This window comes from Chryseobacterium panacisoli (assembly GCF_008274625.1).
Classification (GTDB): domain Bacteria; phylum Bacteroidota; class Bacteroidia; order Flavobacteriales; family Weeksellaceae; genus Chryseobacterium; species Chryseobacterium panacisoli.
This window is the reverse complement of sequence record NZ_VTRU01000005.1, coordinates 334,202-350,581: the sequence shown is the minus strand read 5'-3', so window position 1 is coordinate 350,581 and position 16,380 is coordinate 334,202. Positions and strand designations below refer to the sequence as shown.

13 protein-coding genes, 1 tRNA gene and 1 pseudogene are annotated in these 16,380 nt (G+C 33.9%); 12 read left to right on the top strand and 3 right to left on the bottom strand.

The annotated features are described in order from the left end of the window. The first annotated feature begins 2 nt into the window (after nt 1–2). Nucleotides 3–75: transfer RNA gene (locus FW781_RS19010), tRNA-Lys, on the top strand. A 24-nt stretch (nt 76–99) separates the two neighbouring features. Here the strand turns inward: FW781_RS19010 and FW781_RS19005 are convergent. Continuing rightward, a complete protein-coding gene (locus FW781_RS19005) occupies nt 100–702 on the bottom strand; it encodes a hypothetical protein (protein ID WP_149388857.1) in 603 nt (200 codons plus the stop codon). 46 nt (nt 703–748) lie between these two features. Here FW781_RS19005 and FW781_RS22705 point away from each other — a divergent pair. The 8 genes and pseudogenes from FW781_RS22705 to FW781_RS18960 form a co-directional block, all read left to right on the top strand. Then, nucleotides 749–1,071: pseudogene (locus tag FW781_RS22705) on the top strand (alpha-ketoglutarate-dependent dioxygenase AlkB family protein); the annotation flags it as partial. A gap of 236 nt (nt 1,072–1,307) precedes the next feature. After that, the gene (locus tag FW781_RS18995; protein ID WP_149388856.1) at nt 1,308–2,795 is read left to right on the top strand and encodes a hypothetical protein; all 1,488 of its coding nucleotides are present in this window, start codon (nt 1,308–1,310) and stop codon (nt 2,793–2,795) included. Between the two features lie 134 nt (nt 2,796–2,929). Continuing rightward, nucleotides 2,930–3,769: a hypothetical protein gene (locus FW781_RS18990; protein ID WP_149388855.1), complete on the top strand. Its 840-nt coding sequence runs from the start codon at nt 2,930–2,932 to the stop codon at nt 3,767–3,769. 62 nt (nt 3,770–3,831) lie between these two features. Continuing rightward, nucleotides 3,832–4,635 (top strand): hypothetical protein, encoded by an 804-nt coding sequence (locus tag FW781_RS18985; protein ID WP_149388854.1) that lies wholly within the window; start codon nt 3,832–3,834, stop codon nt 4,633–4,635. Between the two features lie 10 nt (nt 4,636–4,645). Continuing rightward, the gene (locus FW781_RS18980; RefSeq protein ID WP_149388853.1) at nt 4,646–5,500 is read left to right on the top strand and encodes a hypothetical protein; all 855 of its coding nucleotides are present in this window, start codon (nt 4,646–4,648) and stop codon (nt 5,498–5,500) included. 62 nt (nt 5,501–5,562) lie between these two features. Further along, nucleotides 5,563–5,979: a DEAD/DEAH box helicase family protein gene (locus tag FW781_RS18975; RefSeq protein ID WP_317133408.1), complete on the top strand. Its 417-nt coding sequence runs from the start codon at nt 5,563–5,565 to the stop codon at nt 5,977–5,979. Then, the gene (locus tag FW781_RS18970) at nt 5,966–6,301 is read left to right on the top strand and encodes a helix-turn-helix domain-containing protein (RefSeq protein ID WP_149388851.1); all 336 of its coding nucleotides are present in this window, start codon (nt 5,966–5,968) and stop codon (nt 6,299–6,301) included. The genes FW781_RS18975 and FW781_RS18970 overlap by 14 nt, the downstream gene beginning before the upstream one ends. 658 nt (nt 6,302–6,959) lie before the next feature. Further along, entirely contained in the window at nt 6,960–7,187 is a 228-nt protein-coding gene (locus FW781_RS18960) for a hypothetical protein (RefSeq protein ID WP_149388850.1), read from the top strand. 518 nt (nt 7,188–7,705) lie between these two features. On the opposite strand, the gene FW781_RS18955 is transcribed toward FW781_RS18960, so the two are convergent. Beyond that, a complete protein-coding gene (locus FW781_RS18955; protein WP_149388849.1) occupies nt 7,706–8,404 on the bottom strand; it encodes a LytR/AlgR family response regulator transcription factor in 699 nt (232 codons plus the stop codon). Next, on the bottom strand, nt 8,401–10,059 hold the full coding sequence (locus FW781_RS18950; RefSeq protein ID WP_228720240.1) for a histidine kinase: 1,659 nt from the start codon (nt 10,057–10,059) through the stop codon (nt 8,401–8,403). The genes FW781_RS18955 and FW781_RS18950 overlap by 4 nt, the downstream gene beginning before the upstream one ends. Nucleotides 10,060–10,181: 122 nt before the next feature. Here FW781_RS18950 and FW781_RS18945 point away from each other — a divergent pair, with 122 nt between their 5' ends. The 3 genes from FW781_RS18945 (at nt 10,182) to FW781_RS18935 (ending at nt 16,350) form a co-directional block, all read left to right on the top strand. Further along, the gene (locus FW781_RS18945) at nt 10,182–12,557 is read left to right on the top strand and encodes an outer membrane beta-barrel family protein (RefSeq protein WP_149388847.1); all 2,376 of its coding nucleotides are present in this window, start codon (nt 10,182–10,184) and stop codon (nt 12,555–12,557) included. A 174-nt stretch (nt 12,558–12,731) separates the two neighbouring features. Continuing rightward, on the top strand, nt 12,732–15,743 hold the full coding sequence (locus FW781_RS18940; protein ID WP_228720239.1) for a ligand-binding sensor domain-containing protein: 3,012 nt from the start codon (nt 12,732–12,734) through the stop codon (nt 15,741–15,743). After that, complete coding sequence (locus tag FW781_RS18935; RefSeq protein WP_149388845.1) at nt 15,736–16,350, top strand: response regulator transcription factor; 615 nt, start codon at nt 15,736–15,738, stop codon at nt 16,348–16,350. The genes FW781_RS18940 and FW781_RS18935 overlap by 8 nt, the downstream gene beginning before the upstream one ends. Nucleotides 16,351–16,380: the final 30 nt, after the last annotated feature.

Below are 16,380 nucleotides of genomic sequence, written 5' to 3'. Positions count from 1 at the left end.
CCGACTCGGTAGCTCAGCTGGTAGAGCAATACACTTTTAATGTATGGGTCCTGGGTTCGAATCCCAGCCGGGTCACTTGTTGGGACAAACCATTTTTATTTATGGTTTGTCCTTTTTATTTTTCTTTAATTTGTTGTTTATCAGAAGAATATGCTGTAGTGCGGAATTAAGTTTAGGTGTTCGAAAATGATTTTCATCAAATTCTAGTTTTTCAGAAAAAATTGAACACAGAATCTTTCTTTTTGTCAACATATCTCCCTGCTTATAAAGAGTTGATATATTATTTACAATGTTGAGTGCTTGATCTATTTCCGATTTAAGTTTTTGAGTATTTTCTTTTTTTCTGTTATGCTGGTGTTGGAACTCCAAATCTTCAATTTTAGTTTTGTATTCTGTTTTTACGATGCTATAATCTTCGAAATCCAATCTATCTGAAAGATATTTTTCACGAGCATTGGTTAGTCTCTCATTTAATATCTTTATTTGGTCAGAAATGTTTTTATTTTTGTTGTTTGATCTTTTTAAGAGGTTGTTATAGTTTAAGAGAATTATTTCATTTAAAATATTTTTTACTCCTTCAGAATATTTGTATTTGCTGATTTCTTTTTCAAATGCTTTATTTACTATGTTTGAACTGTATCTATAACCACAAGTTGACTTACAACGATAGTAATAGTAATATAATGATTCCGAAGAAGACAAAAAGCCAACCAATCCATGGACTCCCGAACTACTTTCTTTAAAAGATAGAATTGAACAAGATTTTGGCTGTCAGTTCAATGGGGTTCTGTTAAATCTCTACCGTGGCCAAAATGACTCAGTCGCCTGGCATCGAGATAAGGAAAACCGATATGGAAAACGACCTGTCATCGCATCCATTTTGGACAAACCAGAAGCTTTGATTTCAGAAAAAAAGATCATCATCAAAGTAAATACAGCCTTCCTCTTCCTCACGGTTCCTTACTTATTATGAAAGGCGACTTGCAAGAATATTGGGAGCACAGGATAGCCAAATTAATTTTATCAATGAAAGAACGAATTAATCTAACGTTCAGATTAGTAAAGTTATAATAGAACAAAGTCTCAATTGATTCGAGTTATTTATATATTAGTATATGATTAATAACTTCAAACACTAGCCATAGCCTCTATTGGTAATTAAATTTTAGCATATTCAATGAAATGCTATTTTAGATGTAAATTAACTAAAAGAAGTAATAGATATCCTCTTTATAAATCTACACTATGTAAATAAAGAGAATTATTTTATAAAAATGTAATTTTGTTATAATTAATGAACATGTCTGATGAAAAACAATATTTTCTGTATTCTCACTCTCTTTTTTAGTCTTCTCAATGGGCAAAAAATTGATCAACGATCTATTGATAGCTTGTGGGTAGTAACCAAAGACAAGGATGCATATTCTAATAAGGGAACGAAAGAAATGCTTCGTTTATGTACAGAAATTTATTACCAATCTAAAAGTATCAATTACGAAGAAGGTGAATTGAGGTCTCTTGTAAAAATGTCTGAGATTTATATCAATGAACAAAATTATAAAGAGAGTTTGAATAAAATCTCCGAAGGTCTTATACTGGCAGAAAAAAACGAAAACTATGTAATTTGGTCGGATTTTCTTAGATTGCAAAGTACTGTCTATACTAAAATAGGATATTATAAAAAAGCCGATAAAAATTCACGCAAAGCATTATTTATTGCGGATAAAATAAAAGAAAATGACAGTAGATACATTGTAAAATCAAATGCTTACAGGAAAATAGCCGAAAATATAGAACAAGAAAATATATTGAAAAACAAATACAATTCTGTTCAAATCTATTTTTATAAAGCTTATGAAGAAACTAAAAAAATAAGCCAACATTTTCCTAGAAGGAATATATATATTGCAAGAAATGTTAAAAATCTGGCAAAAGTATTTTACTATCAGAATAAAATTCCCGAAGCAGAAAAATATTTGGACAGGTTTGTTGAATTAACCAAAGATGTTAAAAAAAGCCCTGAATATATTTCTTTCTATATCTTAAAAGGAAATATTGAAAACAAAAAAAGAAACTATAAAAAAGCGATTGAATTTTTTAATAAATCAATAGCTTTTTCACAAGAATACAAAATACTACCTGCAGAATTAATTGAAAGCTATTCCGGAATTGCAGAATCTTATAAAAGACTTCGAGATTATAAAAATGAGGCCGATTATCTTGATAAGGCTAAAAAAATCAGTGATAGCTTATCTTTTATGAAAAGCAGTCTCGTAGAAAAGGTAGGTAAATCAGAAAAAGAGGCAATGAATACTTACAAAAGTACAACTTACTTTATCATAGGTTTAGGATTGATTATACTAGCTTTATTAATTATTTTTATTAAAAAAAGAAAAAACATCAAAAATCTATTTTTTGAAAGAAATAAATATAAGGTTGCTGATAATCCAGATACGATGACAATCAATCCTCCCGAAATAAAACAAAATAATAAAGCTCATCCACAGGATTTAAATTACGTTATAGAACTGGCTAAAAATAACAATCATACTTTTTATCTAACATTTTCGGAACTATTTCCAACATTTAATCAGAAATTACTTGAAGTATCCCCTCAACTTACCCCTTCAGATTTAGAATATTGTGCCTTAATGAAGTTAAATTTTGATACTAAACAGATTGCAACATTCAAAAAATCTTCAATAGGTTCTGTAGAAACCAGAAAATCCAGAATAAGAAAGAAACTGAATATTAAAAATTCCGAGAACATTTATACTTGGTTGATGAAAATGTAAACCACTTAAAATCATAAAATTACATGACTTTGAATAGACTTGTAATATCTTGTAATAAAATGTAAGTTAGCTTTTTACTAGTTCTTTATTCCAATATAATAGTTTTGTCTCCAAAATAAAAAACAAACATTATTATGGAGAAAAAAATAGCATCGCTTAGTTTCGTGGCCTGCAGTATTTTTATGTTTTCACAAATAGGTATTAATACCGATACTCCTAGTGCAACTTTAGATGTTGTAAGCAAAGGAAACACTTACGCAACAAAAGCATTAGAGGTTAATAATTCAAGTGCATTAGAAATGTTTACAGTTGTTGACAATGGTAATGTAGGTATTGGTATTGCAAATCCATCTGCTCAATTACACACTACAGGTACTGTGCGGATGGAAGGACTGGGAACTAATCTCAACAATACAAAAGTAATGACTGCAGATACTGCAGGAAATATTACTACAAGGTCAACTAGCACTTTGCTTCCTCAGGTAATTTTAGGGGTAAATGGTCAAGATGCCATTCTTACAGCCCAGACCATATCTTCGATTAATAATGTTACAACTTATACGAATGCACTTCTTGTTAAGACTTTTACAATTTCACAATCCTCCATTGTTTCTTTTTCTTATAGCTTAGGTGCTTTGAGCCTTTCGACTGCATCAGGAAGTAGCGTTTTTAATGATGGATCTACTAAGCAGGTGGGAGCAAGATTAATATGGAAAACACTACCATCAGGAAGCAGTTTTTCATTAAATGGGGTTATTTGCATGAGCGCAATACCATTCTCAAATACCGCAGATACTTATGTAAGCGGTACTTTCTACCCATCAAACAGCTGTTCAATAATTTTAACGCCGGGAAACTATTCTGTTGAATTACAGGGACTAGTAAATGCCTTTGATAATACACAGGGGATTCGTGCTACTTTTGGGAGCAACAGCTACGACAGGCTTGACATTACGGCAACCGCGGTGCAATAATCTAACATTCATTAAATAAAATTATGAGCAATTTTAACTGGTGCTTATTCATCATTTGTTTGATGAATAGCAGTATCTTCTACTCTCAGGCAGGAATTAATACAACTAACCCTTCTGCAATGCTGGATATAGTGAGTTCCGGAAACACGGACACAACCAAAGCTTTCAAAGTCAACAACTCAAACTCCAAAGAAATGGTTACTATCCTTAATAACGGTAATATAGGTATTAATGTTCAGAACCCGGTAACAAAACTACACACTTCAGGAAGTATACGCATGTCTGGTATAGACACCAACAGTGAGAGTATGAAAGTAATGACCACCGATATCTCAGGAAATGTAACAACAAGATCTACCATTCTATTATTACCACAGGCTCTTGCCGGAGCAAATGGTACGGATGCGATATCTGCGACTCAGACTTTATCTTCTATAAACGGTATTCCAAGTTATACAAATAATCTGTTTGCTAGAAGCTTTACTATTTCTCAGACCTCGTTGGTTACTTTTTCTTATCAATTAGGTGTAGGAAATATTATCAATGTATCCGGAAATAGTTTAACTGATGGAGCTTCCAAACAAATTGGGGCCCGTTTAACATGGCAAACTCTGCCTGCGGGCAGCACTTTTACATTAAATGGTGTGATACATACGGATGCGATGTCATTTATGAATTCATCAGCTAATTATACAAAAGAATTTTTCTATCCAAGAGGAAATTGTACAATTACCTTGTCTCCGGGAACCTATTCTGTTGAACTGAAAGGATATGTATATGCATTTGATAATGATCAAGGCATTAGAGCCACTTTTGGAGGTTCACCATATGATCGATTTGACGTAATAGCAACATCTTTGCAATAAATAAAAACACATGAACAAAAAATTAATTCTTAGTATAACATTGCTGTTAACAGGTTTTGTATACTCTCAAGTGGGTATTAATACTAATAATCCATCAGCAACATTAGATCTGGTGAGCAAAGGTAATACCAGCTCAACCAAAGCCATGGAAATCAATAATGCAGCAGCAAAAGAAATGGTAACTATATTGAATAATGGTAATGTAGGAATTGGACAAAGCCTACCCACAGCTAGTTTGCATGTCAAAAACCTAGTTAGCCCTGCATTCAGATTGGAAGACGGAACTCAGGGAGCAGGTAAAGTTCTTACTTCTGACACTAACGGGAACTCTTCTTGGGTTTACCCTGCTTTAAAAGCAATTTCTGGCAATTTACCAACCTCTTTGGTAAGTTTTTCTTCCTATGGAACAGGAAATCCCCCTAATATTTCTATGTATACAGGAGGATATATCAATTTACCTCCCGGAAAATGGTTAATCTCTTTTGGTTCGATAGCCTCAATGGGTCAAAACGACAGAATTAACACTACCGATGCGCAATTATGGTGCACGGCATTTTTATCTGATTCTAATGCAGGAGCAGGAACAATTACAGCAGATTATATTTCTGCATATACAGGGCAAAGAGGTTCTGGAGGTTCTATAGGAAGAGGAATGAACAGGACAATGGTAATTGGTTCAATTGCGGTGAACAATGTGAATGGTGGCAACAAAACATATTATTTATGGGCAAACCAGGAATTAGAAACGGCACCGGCAGGTCCTTCTCAAATTAATATTAACGGAACCAGCACTGCGGGATATTGGATAAATCTTTTTGGAAATGGAAATTGGGAAAGATACTTTTATGCAATACCCATCCAATAATAAATATATAGATGTTGAGCAGTTAAAATTCAATAAGTAAAATACTGAAAATAAAAATTATTTTGAAAAATATACATATCGGAGAGTTTATTGAGGCCAGATGCAAGGAATTAGATATACCTATAGAAAGGATCTGCAAGTTTTTCAAGCTTAATGACGAAGAAATAGAAAAAATGTTTCAATTGGAAAATATGAATTCTGATCATATCCTTAAATGGTGCAAATTATTAGGGTACGATTTCTTCAGATTGTATTCTCAGCATCTCATTTTGTATTCTCCGGAGCATAGAAATATTAAAAATAAAAATACATCCCTGCCCCAATTCAGGAAGAATATCTATACAAAAGAAATTATTAATTTTATTTTGACTGAAATCAACGATGGCTCTAAGACCAAAGAACAGGTGATAGAATACTATAGAATTCCTAAAACTACTTTATACAAATGGATAAGTAAATATAACAATGAAAAAAAGTGAACTTCCAAACTACAAACTGATATATACTGATATCATTATAAAACATTATCCTGAAAAGGAGCCAGGTTGCAAAATTATTCTCGAAAAGAAGGAATTATCAGTTTTAGATGTTATTAAGCTTAATGAACTTATTTTTGGAAATACCGATAAAGAAACATCTATTAGAAATCAAAAACACAGGGCTTATAATGAATCTACGATAAGAGATATTTTGAATTACCAGAAAAACAATAAACTAAACAATTTTCAGCTAGCCAATCACTTTAAGCTAAGCAGAAATACAGTTGCCAAATGGAGAAAAGATTTTCCGATTGATTTTTAATTAAAGGGATTCAGAATTTTACAAACAGGTTTATCATTACCATTAGATTTGTTTTATAAAACTAGAAATCCAAGTAGCAATTTGCGGCTTGGATTTCATCTTTTTATTCTACAAATAACTGTTGTAAGATCATTCTTAAAGATGAATACTGGTGATAAATAATCTGAACTATTCTAAGGCCGATTAATGTATGAAGGCACAATGAATGCAGTAGTCACCTGAAAAATTAAGGGAGGAAAGAAATGGTAATTATTTCGGTCAGCCAAGGTGATGTAAAATTCATTCGATTTGGCAACGGACTTGATGAAATTAAACGGCAAAACCTCCTCCTATTACGACAAGATGTTTTTCATAAAAGGATATTCTTGTGATTGGTGTATAAAATGTATCCAATAATAAGACCAATTACAATAAAAAGTGGATTTACCATTATCTCATGGTTCCTTACTTATTATGAAAGGAGATCTTCAGGAAAATTAGGAACATCGGATCGCTAATTTTACTATTCCCATGAAAGAAAGGATTAATCTCACATTTCGGTTCATTCGAATGTCGGGTCAATAATAATTAAAATATATTAACTTCCAACTTAACGTCTTGTCTGCAAAGAGAAAATTCTTATTCTCCAGTAGATATAAAATTAAAAAATTAACCCCCTATGTCCATCACATATTACGATTTTAAAAATTTATCAAAGGAATCTCAGTATGAACTTGTTAGTGCTAAAGGAGTTGTGATCAGTGAAACTTATAAGGAAAAACTAAAGTTTGTGCTGTATAAAGTATCGTCATTTTCAGTTGAGATTGTTTATAATGTTACAAATGGGAAGATAGAAGGTTTAAATGTATTTCATAATAACGGAGCGTGTGATAAATATTGTGATTGATTTTGTCAGCTGGCTCTTCAATAGAATAACAGTTATTTCTATCATGTATGACGATGGTAGTTGGAATTAAAGTGTTATCACTTTCCGATTCCTGAAAAGAACAAAATTTTCATAAATTGTAATAAGTAGTAACTTGAAGGTTAAAGTTTTATGTTAGTTTTGTACTACTAAATTAAAAATTTATTTAACACAACCTAATTAATCTCATGAAAAATTGATATTTAGTATATAAATATTGCAATATCACTGTATTTATGGGAGATTAAAAGGAATGAAATCTTTTATTTTAGCGTAAGTTTGAAATTTCTATTTTTATCGGATTTTATCATCATTAAGAATTCGTCATACACTCTTTTAGTCCGCTAAAGAATATTACTTGTATTTGTTTGGATTGTATATGTAATTGTTTAATTATTATAAGAATTGGCATCTGTTAAGATATAAATGTATTATCAAGACAGTTATTAAAGTTTGTCTCCTTTTTTATGTCAAAAAGCTGAAAAATACGTTAAGGTGTATCAGATCACCTTATTTTTGAGCTCTTTATATTTTGAACGTCCTATGGGCAGTATTTCACCGGTTTTAATCTGCAGTCCATATCTTGAGCCAGGGTTAATCAGTATTTTTTCTGCCTCTTGGAGATTGACGAGATAAGACTTATGAATCCGTTCAAATCTTTCAGGAAGAAGCTGCTGCAAAAGTTCAAGTGATTTATCATGCAATTCCTGTTTCCCGTTTTTAAGATGCAGCTCTGTGTAGATTCCTGCTCCTTTGATATAGATAATTTCAGCAATGCTGACGAGCCTTATTTGTCCGGATTTCTTTACCGCAAGGTATTTCATCCCGTCATCCGATTTTATTGCAGGGCTGATAAATCTGTTCAGGGCCTGAAAAAATCTTTCTCTGTCAAAAGGTTTGGGAACGAAATCAAGTACACCATATGCAAAAGCAGTAATAGCTTTATCCGTGTTGGCTGAAACGATAACGGTGTGAAAAGAAGAAGCAACCATCTGTTCCAATACTTCAAAACCATTATCACCATTGAGATTCAGGTCTAGAAGAAGTAAATCCGGAAGTTGGGTGGTAATTTGATCAAGTCCTTTTTGAAGAGAATCACAGATGGTGATTCGGACAGATCTGTTTCCAAAGAATTCGGCAGTCATACGCTGTAAACGACGGGCGATTCTGGCTTCGTCTTCTATGATCAGTATATTCATGGTTTTAAAATTTGAATGATAGATATCCAGCCGTTTTCTGTAGCATGCGAATCAAATCTCCAGTTTTGCTCATAGCTTTCAGTGAGACGTGTCCGGATATATTTAAGTCCATTACCTCCTGCACGTTCTGTGAGAATATGCCGGTTCTTTGCAATGGTTTCAAAAACATATTGATGATGGCCTTCTTTTGTTACAAAATAACGAAGCATGAATTTAACAGTGTTCCCCGGTAAGGGTTCACTGTGGGTAATGCCATTTTCCAGCAATGTATGAATGATAGCGGGAGGTACCAGCTGGGTTTCATCTATTCCGTTTTGTTCCCATATATAATTAATTTCCTTACGAAAACTCATTACCGAGAGGTGTTGACGGCAAAGCTCCAATTCTGTTGTTATGGGAATCAGGGTTTGTTCAGAAATTTCGTTCATAATATCAAACTCTGCAGCCAGTGCCTGTATAAAACGCGCTCCTTCTTTTGGAGATTCTTCTACCCAGTCCATCATTGAAGTCAGGGTATTCCTTAAAAAGTGAGGCTGAATATTCTTTTTGAGCAGCTCCAGCTGAAGTCTTGAGGAAAGTAAAATTGCATTCTGTCGTTCTGCCTCCATGACACTTGTACGGATGGAATGCAGATAAAGCATGTTTAAAACAATTATAGTGAAACTGATGAACAGCCCAAAATCATAAAACACAAAACGATTGACCAGAGCACTCATTAAAAGTGCGAGCATCGCTATAAATCCTCCTTTTTCCTTTTGAATGATACCATTCAAAACCACAATGAAAGAAGCAATAAGCATAGCTAAACTATAGAGCCTGGCAGTCAGGTCATAGTGCCCGTAATTGGACCAGTAAAGAAATATTAAAGCTATCAACAGAGCAGCCATCAGCCATGTTCCTTTTTTAAAATTGAACTGGATGATAAAATACAGTGGAACCAATAATGCATTGGCAAAAGTCAGCCATCCGATAATCTCAAGTCGTATGAAAAACTGGGAGTAAGGGATTACAACATGAAATTTCAGATATTCCATAATCAGTAAGGAAAAAAACAGAAAGCAGATGATACCGAAGATCAGTATATCCCACTGTTTTTGCTTGCTGTTTACATAAAGAAAAAAGTAATATACAGCTGCTATAAGAAAAGCTCCCGCCATGAGATTCATATAAGACATTGTAACCAATGGTTCTGTCAATAAGGAATTATAAGGATCAACTTTATATCCAATACCACGTTGTACGTGTGGAAGTAATGATTGTGAACTGCGCAGGGCAACGGTGTGAAGGCCAGGTGAAATCAAATGATCCGGAATTCTGTAATAACTGCTTTCAGTGCCGGGTATTTCCGGGTTGCCATTTTGTGGAATCTGACCGTTATTACCAATCAATATTCCATCCCAGTACACTTCAAAAGAACCAAAGGATTCAATCTGAAGACCAAGCGGTAATACCTCATTTTCAACCTTACGCAGATCTAAATGAGTTCGTGACCAGAAAATTTTATCAGAGGTATTCGCTCTCTCTGGTGACCAATTCCTGTCATTGTAGTCCTTAGATGCCCAAGCCATGTCATCACCTGTTTTGTAAACAGGTGTCGGGTCTTCATTACGAATAACAGATGGGTTCAGTATGCCGAGCAAAATCAGCAAAAACATAAAATTATGCATAATGTAAATATACAAGGTAATTTGTAAAAGCTGATGGCAGTTTGCAAGTCTGTAGAGCCGTTCAGATGTTTTTATTCAAAATGAGTACTTCTGGAATCTAATTTTACATCATGAAACCAATACTACTCATTTTTCTGATCATGTTAACTGCTCAAAATTCCTTTGCGCAGTACGCACAAATAACGGGTGTCATTTATGAAAATCCATCTGTTCCTATCCCACATGTCAATGTAATACTGAAAGATAGCGCGGAAAAAATAATAATTACCAGTATTTCGGATACTAAAGGAATATTTAAGATGGAAAACATACCCGCCGGAAACTACCAGATCACCTATAATCTGATAGGTTTTAAGACAATGAGTAAACCAATAGAAGTTGGTACTGATCCGCTAATAGATGTTGGTATGATAACTTTGGAGGCTGACACAAAACTTTTGAAGGAGGTAGCATTAACCGGACATCGGGGTTCAGTCAGTTTAAAACTTGATAAGAAAGTTTTTGAAGTAGGTAAGGATGTTCTCTCTCAAACAGGAGCGGTAACTGATCTGTTGAACATTGTTCCATCAGTCAGTGTGAGTCCTGCTGGTGCAATAAGTCTTCGCGGTAATGCTAATGTATTGGTCTTAATTAATGGACGGCGAACCGGATTAACTCAGGGGAATGCGCTGGAACAATTACCTGCTGACCAGGTGGAACGTGTTGAAGTAATTGCCAATCCTTCTTCCAGATTTGATGCCGGAGGGTCGGCGGGAATTATTAATATCATTCTTAAAAAGAATAAAAAAGATGGTTTCAGCGGCCAGTTAAGGGTAGTTGGCGGTATTCCTAATGAAACCCGTGTAAGTCCCAGTTTAAATTATAAATCAAATAAACTTAACCTGTTCGCAACGTATGGTTTGCGATTATCAGATTATGTAGGTCTCTATAAAACAGAGCAGTCTACCGGACTTTCAGGTAATCCTGTTTATCTGAACCAAAGGCAGGATGAGAACCGCCATGATAATGCCAAGTTGCTTTATTTTGGTGCGGACTATCAGATTAATGACCATAATATGATTACTGCAGCCTTCCTTAGAAATTCTACACATGATCATGATAAGACCTGGCTGAACTATTCATATTCAGGAAAGAATGGTGCCACTGACAGTACACTCAGCCGCAGCGGAGAATCATGGGAAAAGCGAAGTTACAATCAGTTGGAATTTAATTATACCAAAAGTTTTGAACGCACTGGCAAAAAATTTACAGTGGATATGCAATACGATTTCTGGGATAGTGATAAAGAATGGAATCTGGCAACTAATAGAATTTTTCCGGCTCCTGTTATCTTTCCCACCATCAGAACGAGCTCGGTAGGAGGGAGTAAAGATCTGATGATTAAAACAGATATGATACAGCCACTGGACAGTACTTCGACACTGGAATTTGGATTAAAACTGGAGAACAGGAGGGTTAACAGTGATTTTATTGCAGAACAGCAAAACGCTGCGGGCTGGGAAATTATTGATCAGATCGACAATCATCTTTTATATAAAGAACTTATTGGGAGTGCTTATGTGCAGTTTGCAGGTAAGATTGAGAATTTTAGTTATCAGGGTGGGATACGGGGTGAATTGACCCGTATAGGAATTGAAGACCGCATAGGAAATTATACTAACGATAAAAGTTATAGCAGGTTATTTCCTACGTTAAATGTCAGTTACCGTTTTAATACAAACACAACCTTACAAGGTAGTTACAGCAAACGGATCAACAGGCCGTCATTGGGAATGATCTATCCTTTCAATGAGTTGACCGATCTGAATAGTCGTTATGTTGGTAATCCGGACCTGAACCCATCGTATGCCCATGTACTGGAACTGGCTTTCCTGAAAAACTGGAAGACCCTTACTTTTAATCCATCCCTTTATTATCAAAAAAATACCGGGGTCATTGAAGACTATACATATCGAAATACAGATGGTTTGTTTATTACCATGCCGGTTAATATCAACAAAGAAGAGCGCAGTGGTTTAGAGCTTTCCGTATTATATAACCCTGCCAAATGGCTGCAGGTAAATACGGAGCTTAATCTGTTTCATTATGTCAAGCAGGGGAGTTATCAGAATCAGGTCTTCGATTATTCAGGAAATACGCTTACAGCGCGTATCAGCGCTCAGGTGAAATTAAAGGATAAACTTGCTTTCCAGTCGGTGTATAATTTCAGGGGGGCTAATGCGACTGCCCAAACTTACTCAAACGCTTTGCACAGTATCGATTTTGGGTGCAGCAAAACTTTCTTAAAAGATAAGGCAACGGTGTCCTTTGATGTAAGTAATCTGTTCGATCTTCGAAAATCTGTCAGCAAGACCACAGGAGTCGATTATCAGATCAGTCAGACCAGTATTCCCAATGCAGCCCGTTACCGATTAACACTTGTATATAGACTTAATTTAAGAGATAACCAAACTGTTCGGCAGGCTAAAACAGGTAACCGTAATTAAGGGTATTTACATAAACATCTTCAAAATGAAATAATTACTGAATATTGAATAAATAAAGAAGTTACGATTTGAGATCACTATAAGAATTGAATGATTATTTTTTATATGAACAATGCTGCGAATGTGATTTATTTAAACATAAATAAATTATCTTTACAGTATCAATAAATAATAATGGGTTTGTACAGAAATATTCTTGTAGTTGGTTTTCTACTTGCTTTTCTTTCGATGTATTCCCAGCATTATACCACTCAGCTTTTCAATACAGATAATGGGCTTCCCCAGAATAGTGTAAAAGATATTATTAAAGACAAATATGGCTTTATTTGGCTGACAACAGAAAATGGTATCGTACGATATGATGGCCTTAATTTTTTAGTGTATAAAAATTTTCCCTTGAATAGCCAGAGGTTTACCTATTTCTATGGTAATCCTGAAAAGGATAGCATTTTTACATATGGAGATTATGGAAAAACTGTGCTAATCAATCAGAAAGCTCCAAAGGTAATTAACAATATAAAGAAATCTCCCTCAGTGATTGCCAGGGGGTATATAAATTATAGCGTATGTATTTCAAACTATACCTACAGCTTTTTTTTTATGAACTTTAAAAAAGGGCGGTATTTCATTGCCGAGAATTCCATCATTTATGAGGGTCAGGATTCAAATTCCCAGATCCGGGTGATTGAGAAACCTCTTTATAAAAATAGCCCCAATACTTTTGTCATTGGAGAGACTTTATTTTATATTGATCATAATTCTAAAAAAGTAAGAAAAATAGAAGAAGGAAGGCTTACGGCTACTTATGATGTGCCTATTATAGCTGATGTCAGAAGTAAAGTATTCTGGAATAGAATGAGTGGACAAGGGTTTGTCTTACATAATAATATTCTTTATCGATGTGCCTATAGTAATGGAGCATTCAAAATATCAAAACTTGTTCAGCTGGATAATGTCATTCAAAGCACCTTAATGAGTATTTATTATGATGAAAAATACAAAAAACTTTATTTGGGGAGCAGCACAGATGGGTTGAAAATTGTGAGTTTAACAGATTTTATTTCCTCGAAAAAAAAAAATCCAAAGTCGTTAGCCGTTTTTTATGCCATTCAACCTTTTAGTGACTCATGTGTAATAACGCCTGAAGGTGAAATCTATAACAGAAATGGACTGGTTAAAAGTAAAAATTTCGAAAAAAATATATCCTATTTTTTAAGTTTTGATAAGTACAGGAATATTATTACAAGTAAGGAACAAACTCTTTTTGTATATCATAAACAGAGAGATTTTCTGGATTTTCAAAGAGTTTCTACAGGAGAAGAGACCGTTAAAGATTTTTTATTTGCTGATGGAAAATATTACGTTTTGTCCTCCAAACAAAAAAAGGGAAGTACTCAATTCACGGGTATTTTGAGTATATATGAAGACTGGCCCTATAAATCTTTAAAGAAAAAATATTTTTTTGCCAGTGAACCCACCAGGATTATATTGACAGATGGTGGCAATATTTTAGTAGGGACTATAAAAGGTTTGTTCAAATTACCTGCTATATCGGATAAAATATACAATTTAACTGGTCATAATGAATTGTCGGTCCGGGACGTGATACGCAGCAAGGATGGAAACATATGGATAACAACCTTAGGAAAAGGGTTTTACCTTTTAAAAAATAACAATCTCATAAAATTGCCGGTCGATACTGAAGGAAACCTTCTGTCAGCTCACACCATATTGGAGGATAGAAATGGCTATTTTTGGATTTCCACAAACAATGGCTTGTACAAAATAAAGGAAAACATGTTGTTAAAATATGTTCAGAACCGAAACTTTAAAATACACTATTACAAATATTTAAAAGATACTGGATTTAGTACTAATGAATTTAATGGTGGAGGTAACATAAATGGTAATACATTAAAAAATGGAGACTTTGTTTTACCTTCCTTAGACGGTCTTGTTTTTTTTAATCCTTTAAAGGTCAAAAGCTATTATCCAACAGACATATACTTAGAAAGAGCCAGGATTGATGGTAAAGAATGTTTTTTTGCGAATACTTTAATACTTAGTCAGGAAGACACGAGAGCAGAAATTATTATTGATGTTCCTTACTATGCAAATCCGGACAATGTTATCATTCAGACACATCTTGATAATGAGAAAAAAAATGAATGGATATCTGTAGGAAAAGATAGAAGGGTTTTGCTTGGGAGCCTTGGTTATGGTACACATATTCTTACTGTTAGAATGCTTGTTTCTGATCAGCAGCAATATATCTTCAAAAAAATAAAAATTACTGTTCCTCCCTTTTTTTATCAGACGCTTTGGTTCAAACTGTTTACATGCATTCTACTACTGTTTTTACTTTATTTGTCCATAAGGTGGAGGACAAGTTTTCTTAGAAAAAAAACTCGTGAGCTGGAAGCAGTCATTCAGTTGAGGACAAAAATTTTGTCAGAAACGGTCAATAATCTCGAAGTTACTCAAATAAAATTGGGAAAGGAAATTGAGCAGCAGAAAAAGCTTATTGGAACCATTACCCATGATATTACTACACCGTTGAAGTTTATTGCCTTAACGAGTAAAGAAGTTTTAAATCATCAGGAAATGAGTGTATCCAGTACGGAAAGGATTTTGAACTCTATTTACAAGTCATCCAACCAGCTCTATAATTTTACAAAGACTTTGAAAGAGTACGCTGATATCTACAATGAATACAGGACTGATGAAACCGAACTTTATTCGTTATATGGCCTTGTGGAAGAAAAGAAAATTCTTTTTGAGGAAATTGCAGACAATCATAATACTACAATTATAAATCAGGTCAGCAAACAATTAATGATCCGTACCAGCAAAAATATATTGGCTGTTATTATTCATAATCTGATAGACAATTCAGTGAAATTTACAAGAAACGGAACTATTACGATCAATGGCTCAGATAAGGATACGTTAATAATTTTAGAAATTACGGATACAGGTCTTGGGATGGATGACCAGAAAATTGGGTACTATACTAAACTTCAGGAGAATATTGAAAATGAGAAGTTATTACTGCAAAAGTATGGTATGGGTCTTCATCTTGTACTGCAATTGCTCCAAATGATAGAAAGTAAAATTATAATCAAAAGAAACGAAGCAAAAGGAACTTCCTTCCAATTAATCTTAAAAAATCGGAAAAATGATTAAAAAAATCCTTATAGCGGATGATCATGATATTGTGTTAACGGGAACATCCATCATTTTAGAATCACGTATTCCTAATACTTTAATAGATACGGCGGCAGACTATCCTGAAGTTCTTGATAAAATTTCCAAACAAAAATATGATTTACTCATATTAGACATTAATATGCCTGAAAGCAGGAATAAAAAAATGATTTCAGAAATTAAGATCATCCAGCCTGAAATCAGGATACTTGTGTTTTCAGCGTATGAAGAAGATATTGGAGTGCAATATATCAGAGAAGGGGCAGATGGCTATATTAATAAATTAAGTAAGGTAGATACAATCTCTGAAGCAGTCATGAAAATGTTTGCAGAAGGCAACTATTACCCCAATGGTATTGTAAATAAACTTTTACAACCATCCGCACTTGATGGTATTAAAAGCTTATCCGAGAGGGAATACGAAATTTTTATACTAATGGTAAAAGGAAACGGAAATCTTGAAATTTCAAACGAAATGGAAATCCAGATGTCTACTATCAGTACCTATAAAAAAAGGATTCATAAAAAATTAAAAACGACCAATTTGGCTGACCTTATTAAATTATATGAAGCTTATATGTCATAGCTGTACCGTATTTTTCGTAGAAATTAGTTT

Excerpts from the sequence above, each read along its gene's own strand:
- FW781_RS18960 (WP_149388850.1), top strand. The coding sequence starts at position 6,960 with ATGTCCATCACATATTACGATTTTAAAAATTTATCAAAGGAATCTCAG.
- FW781_RS18980 (WP_149388853.1), top strand. The coding sequence starts at position 4,646 with ATGAACAAAAAATTAATTCTTAGTATAACATTGCTGTTAACAGGTTTT.
- FW781_RS18995 (WP_149388856.1), top strand. The coding sequence starts at position 1,308 with ATGAAAAACAATATTTTCTGTATTCTCACTCTCTTTTTTAGTCTTCTC.
- FW781_RS18950 (WP_228720240.1), bottom strand. The coding sequence starts at position 10,059 with ATGTTTTTGCTGATTTTGCTCGGCATACTGAACCCATCTGTTATTCGT.
- FW781_RS18945 (WP_149388847.1), top strand. The coding sequence starts at position 10,182 with ATGAAACCAATACTACTCATTTTTCTGATCATGTTAACTGCTCAAAAT.
- FW781_RS18935 (WP_149388845.1), top strand. The coding sequence starts at position 15,736 with ATGATTAAAAAAATCCTTATAGCGGATGATCATGATATTGTGTTAACG.
- FW781_RS18955 (WP_149388849.1), bottom strand. The coding sequence starts at position 8,404 with ATGAATATACTGATCATAGAAGACGAAGCCAGAATCGCCCGTCGTTTA.
- FW781_RS18990 (WP_149388855.1), top strand. The coding sequence starts at position 2,930 with ATGGAGAAAAAAATAGCATCGCTTAGTTTCGTGGCCTGCAGTATTTTT.
- FW781_RS18970 (WP_149388851.1), top strand. The coding sequence starts at position 5,966 with ATGAAAAAAAGTGAACTTCCAAACTACAAACTGATATATACTGATATC.
- FW781_RS18985 (WP_149388854.1), top strand. The coding sequence starts at position 3,832 with ATGAATAGCAGTATCTTCTACTCTCAGGCAGGAATTAATACAACTAAC.
- FW781_RS18940 (WP_228720239.1), top strand. The coding sequence starts at position 12,732 with ATGGGTTTGTACAGAAATATTCTTGTAGTTGGTTTTCTACTTGCTTTT.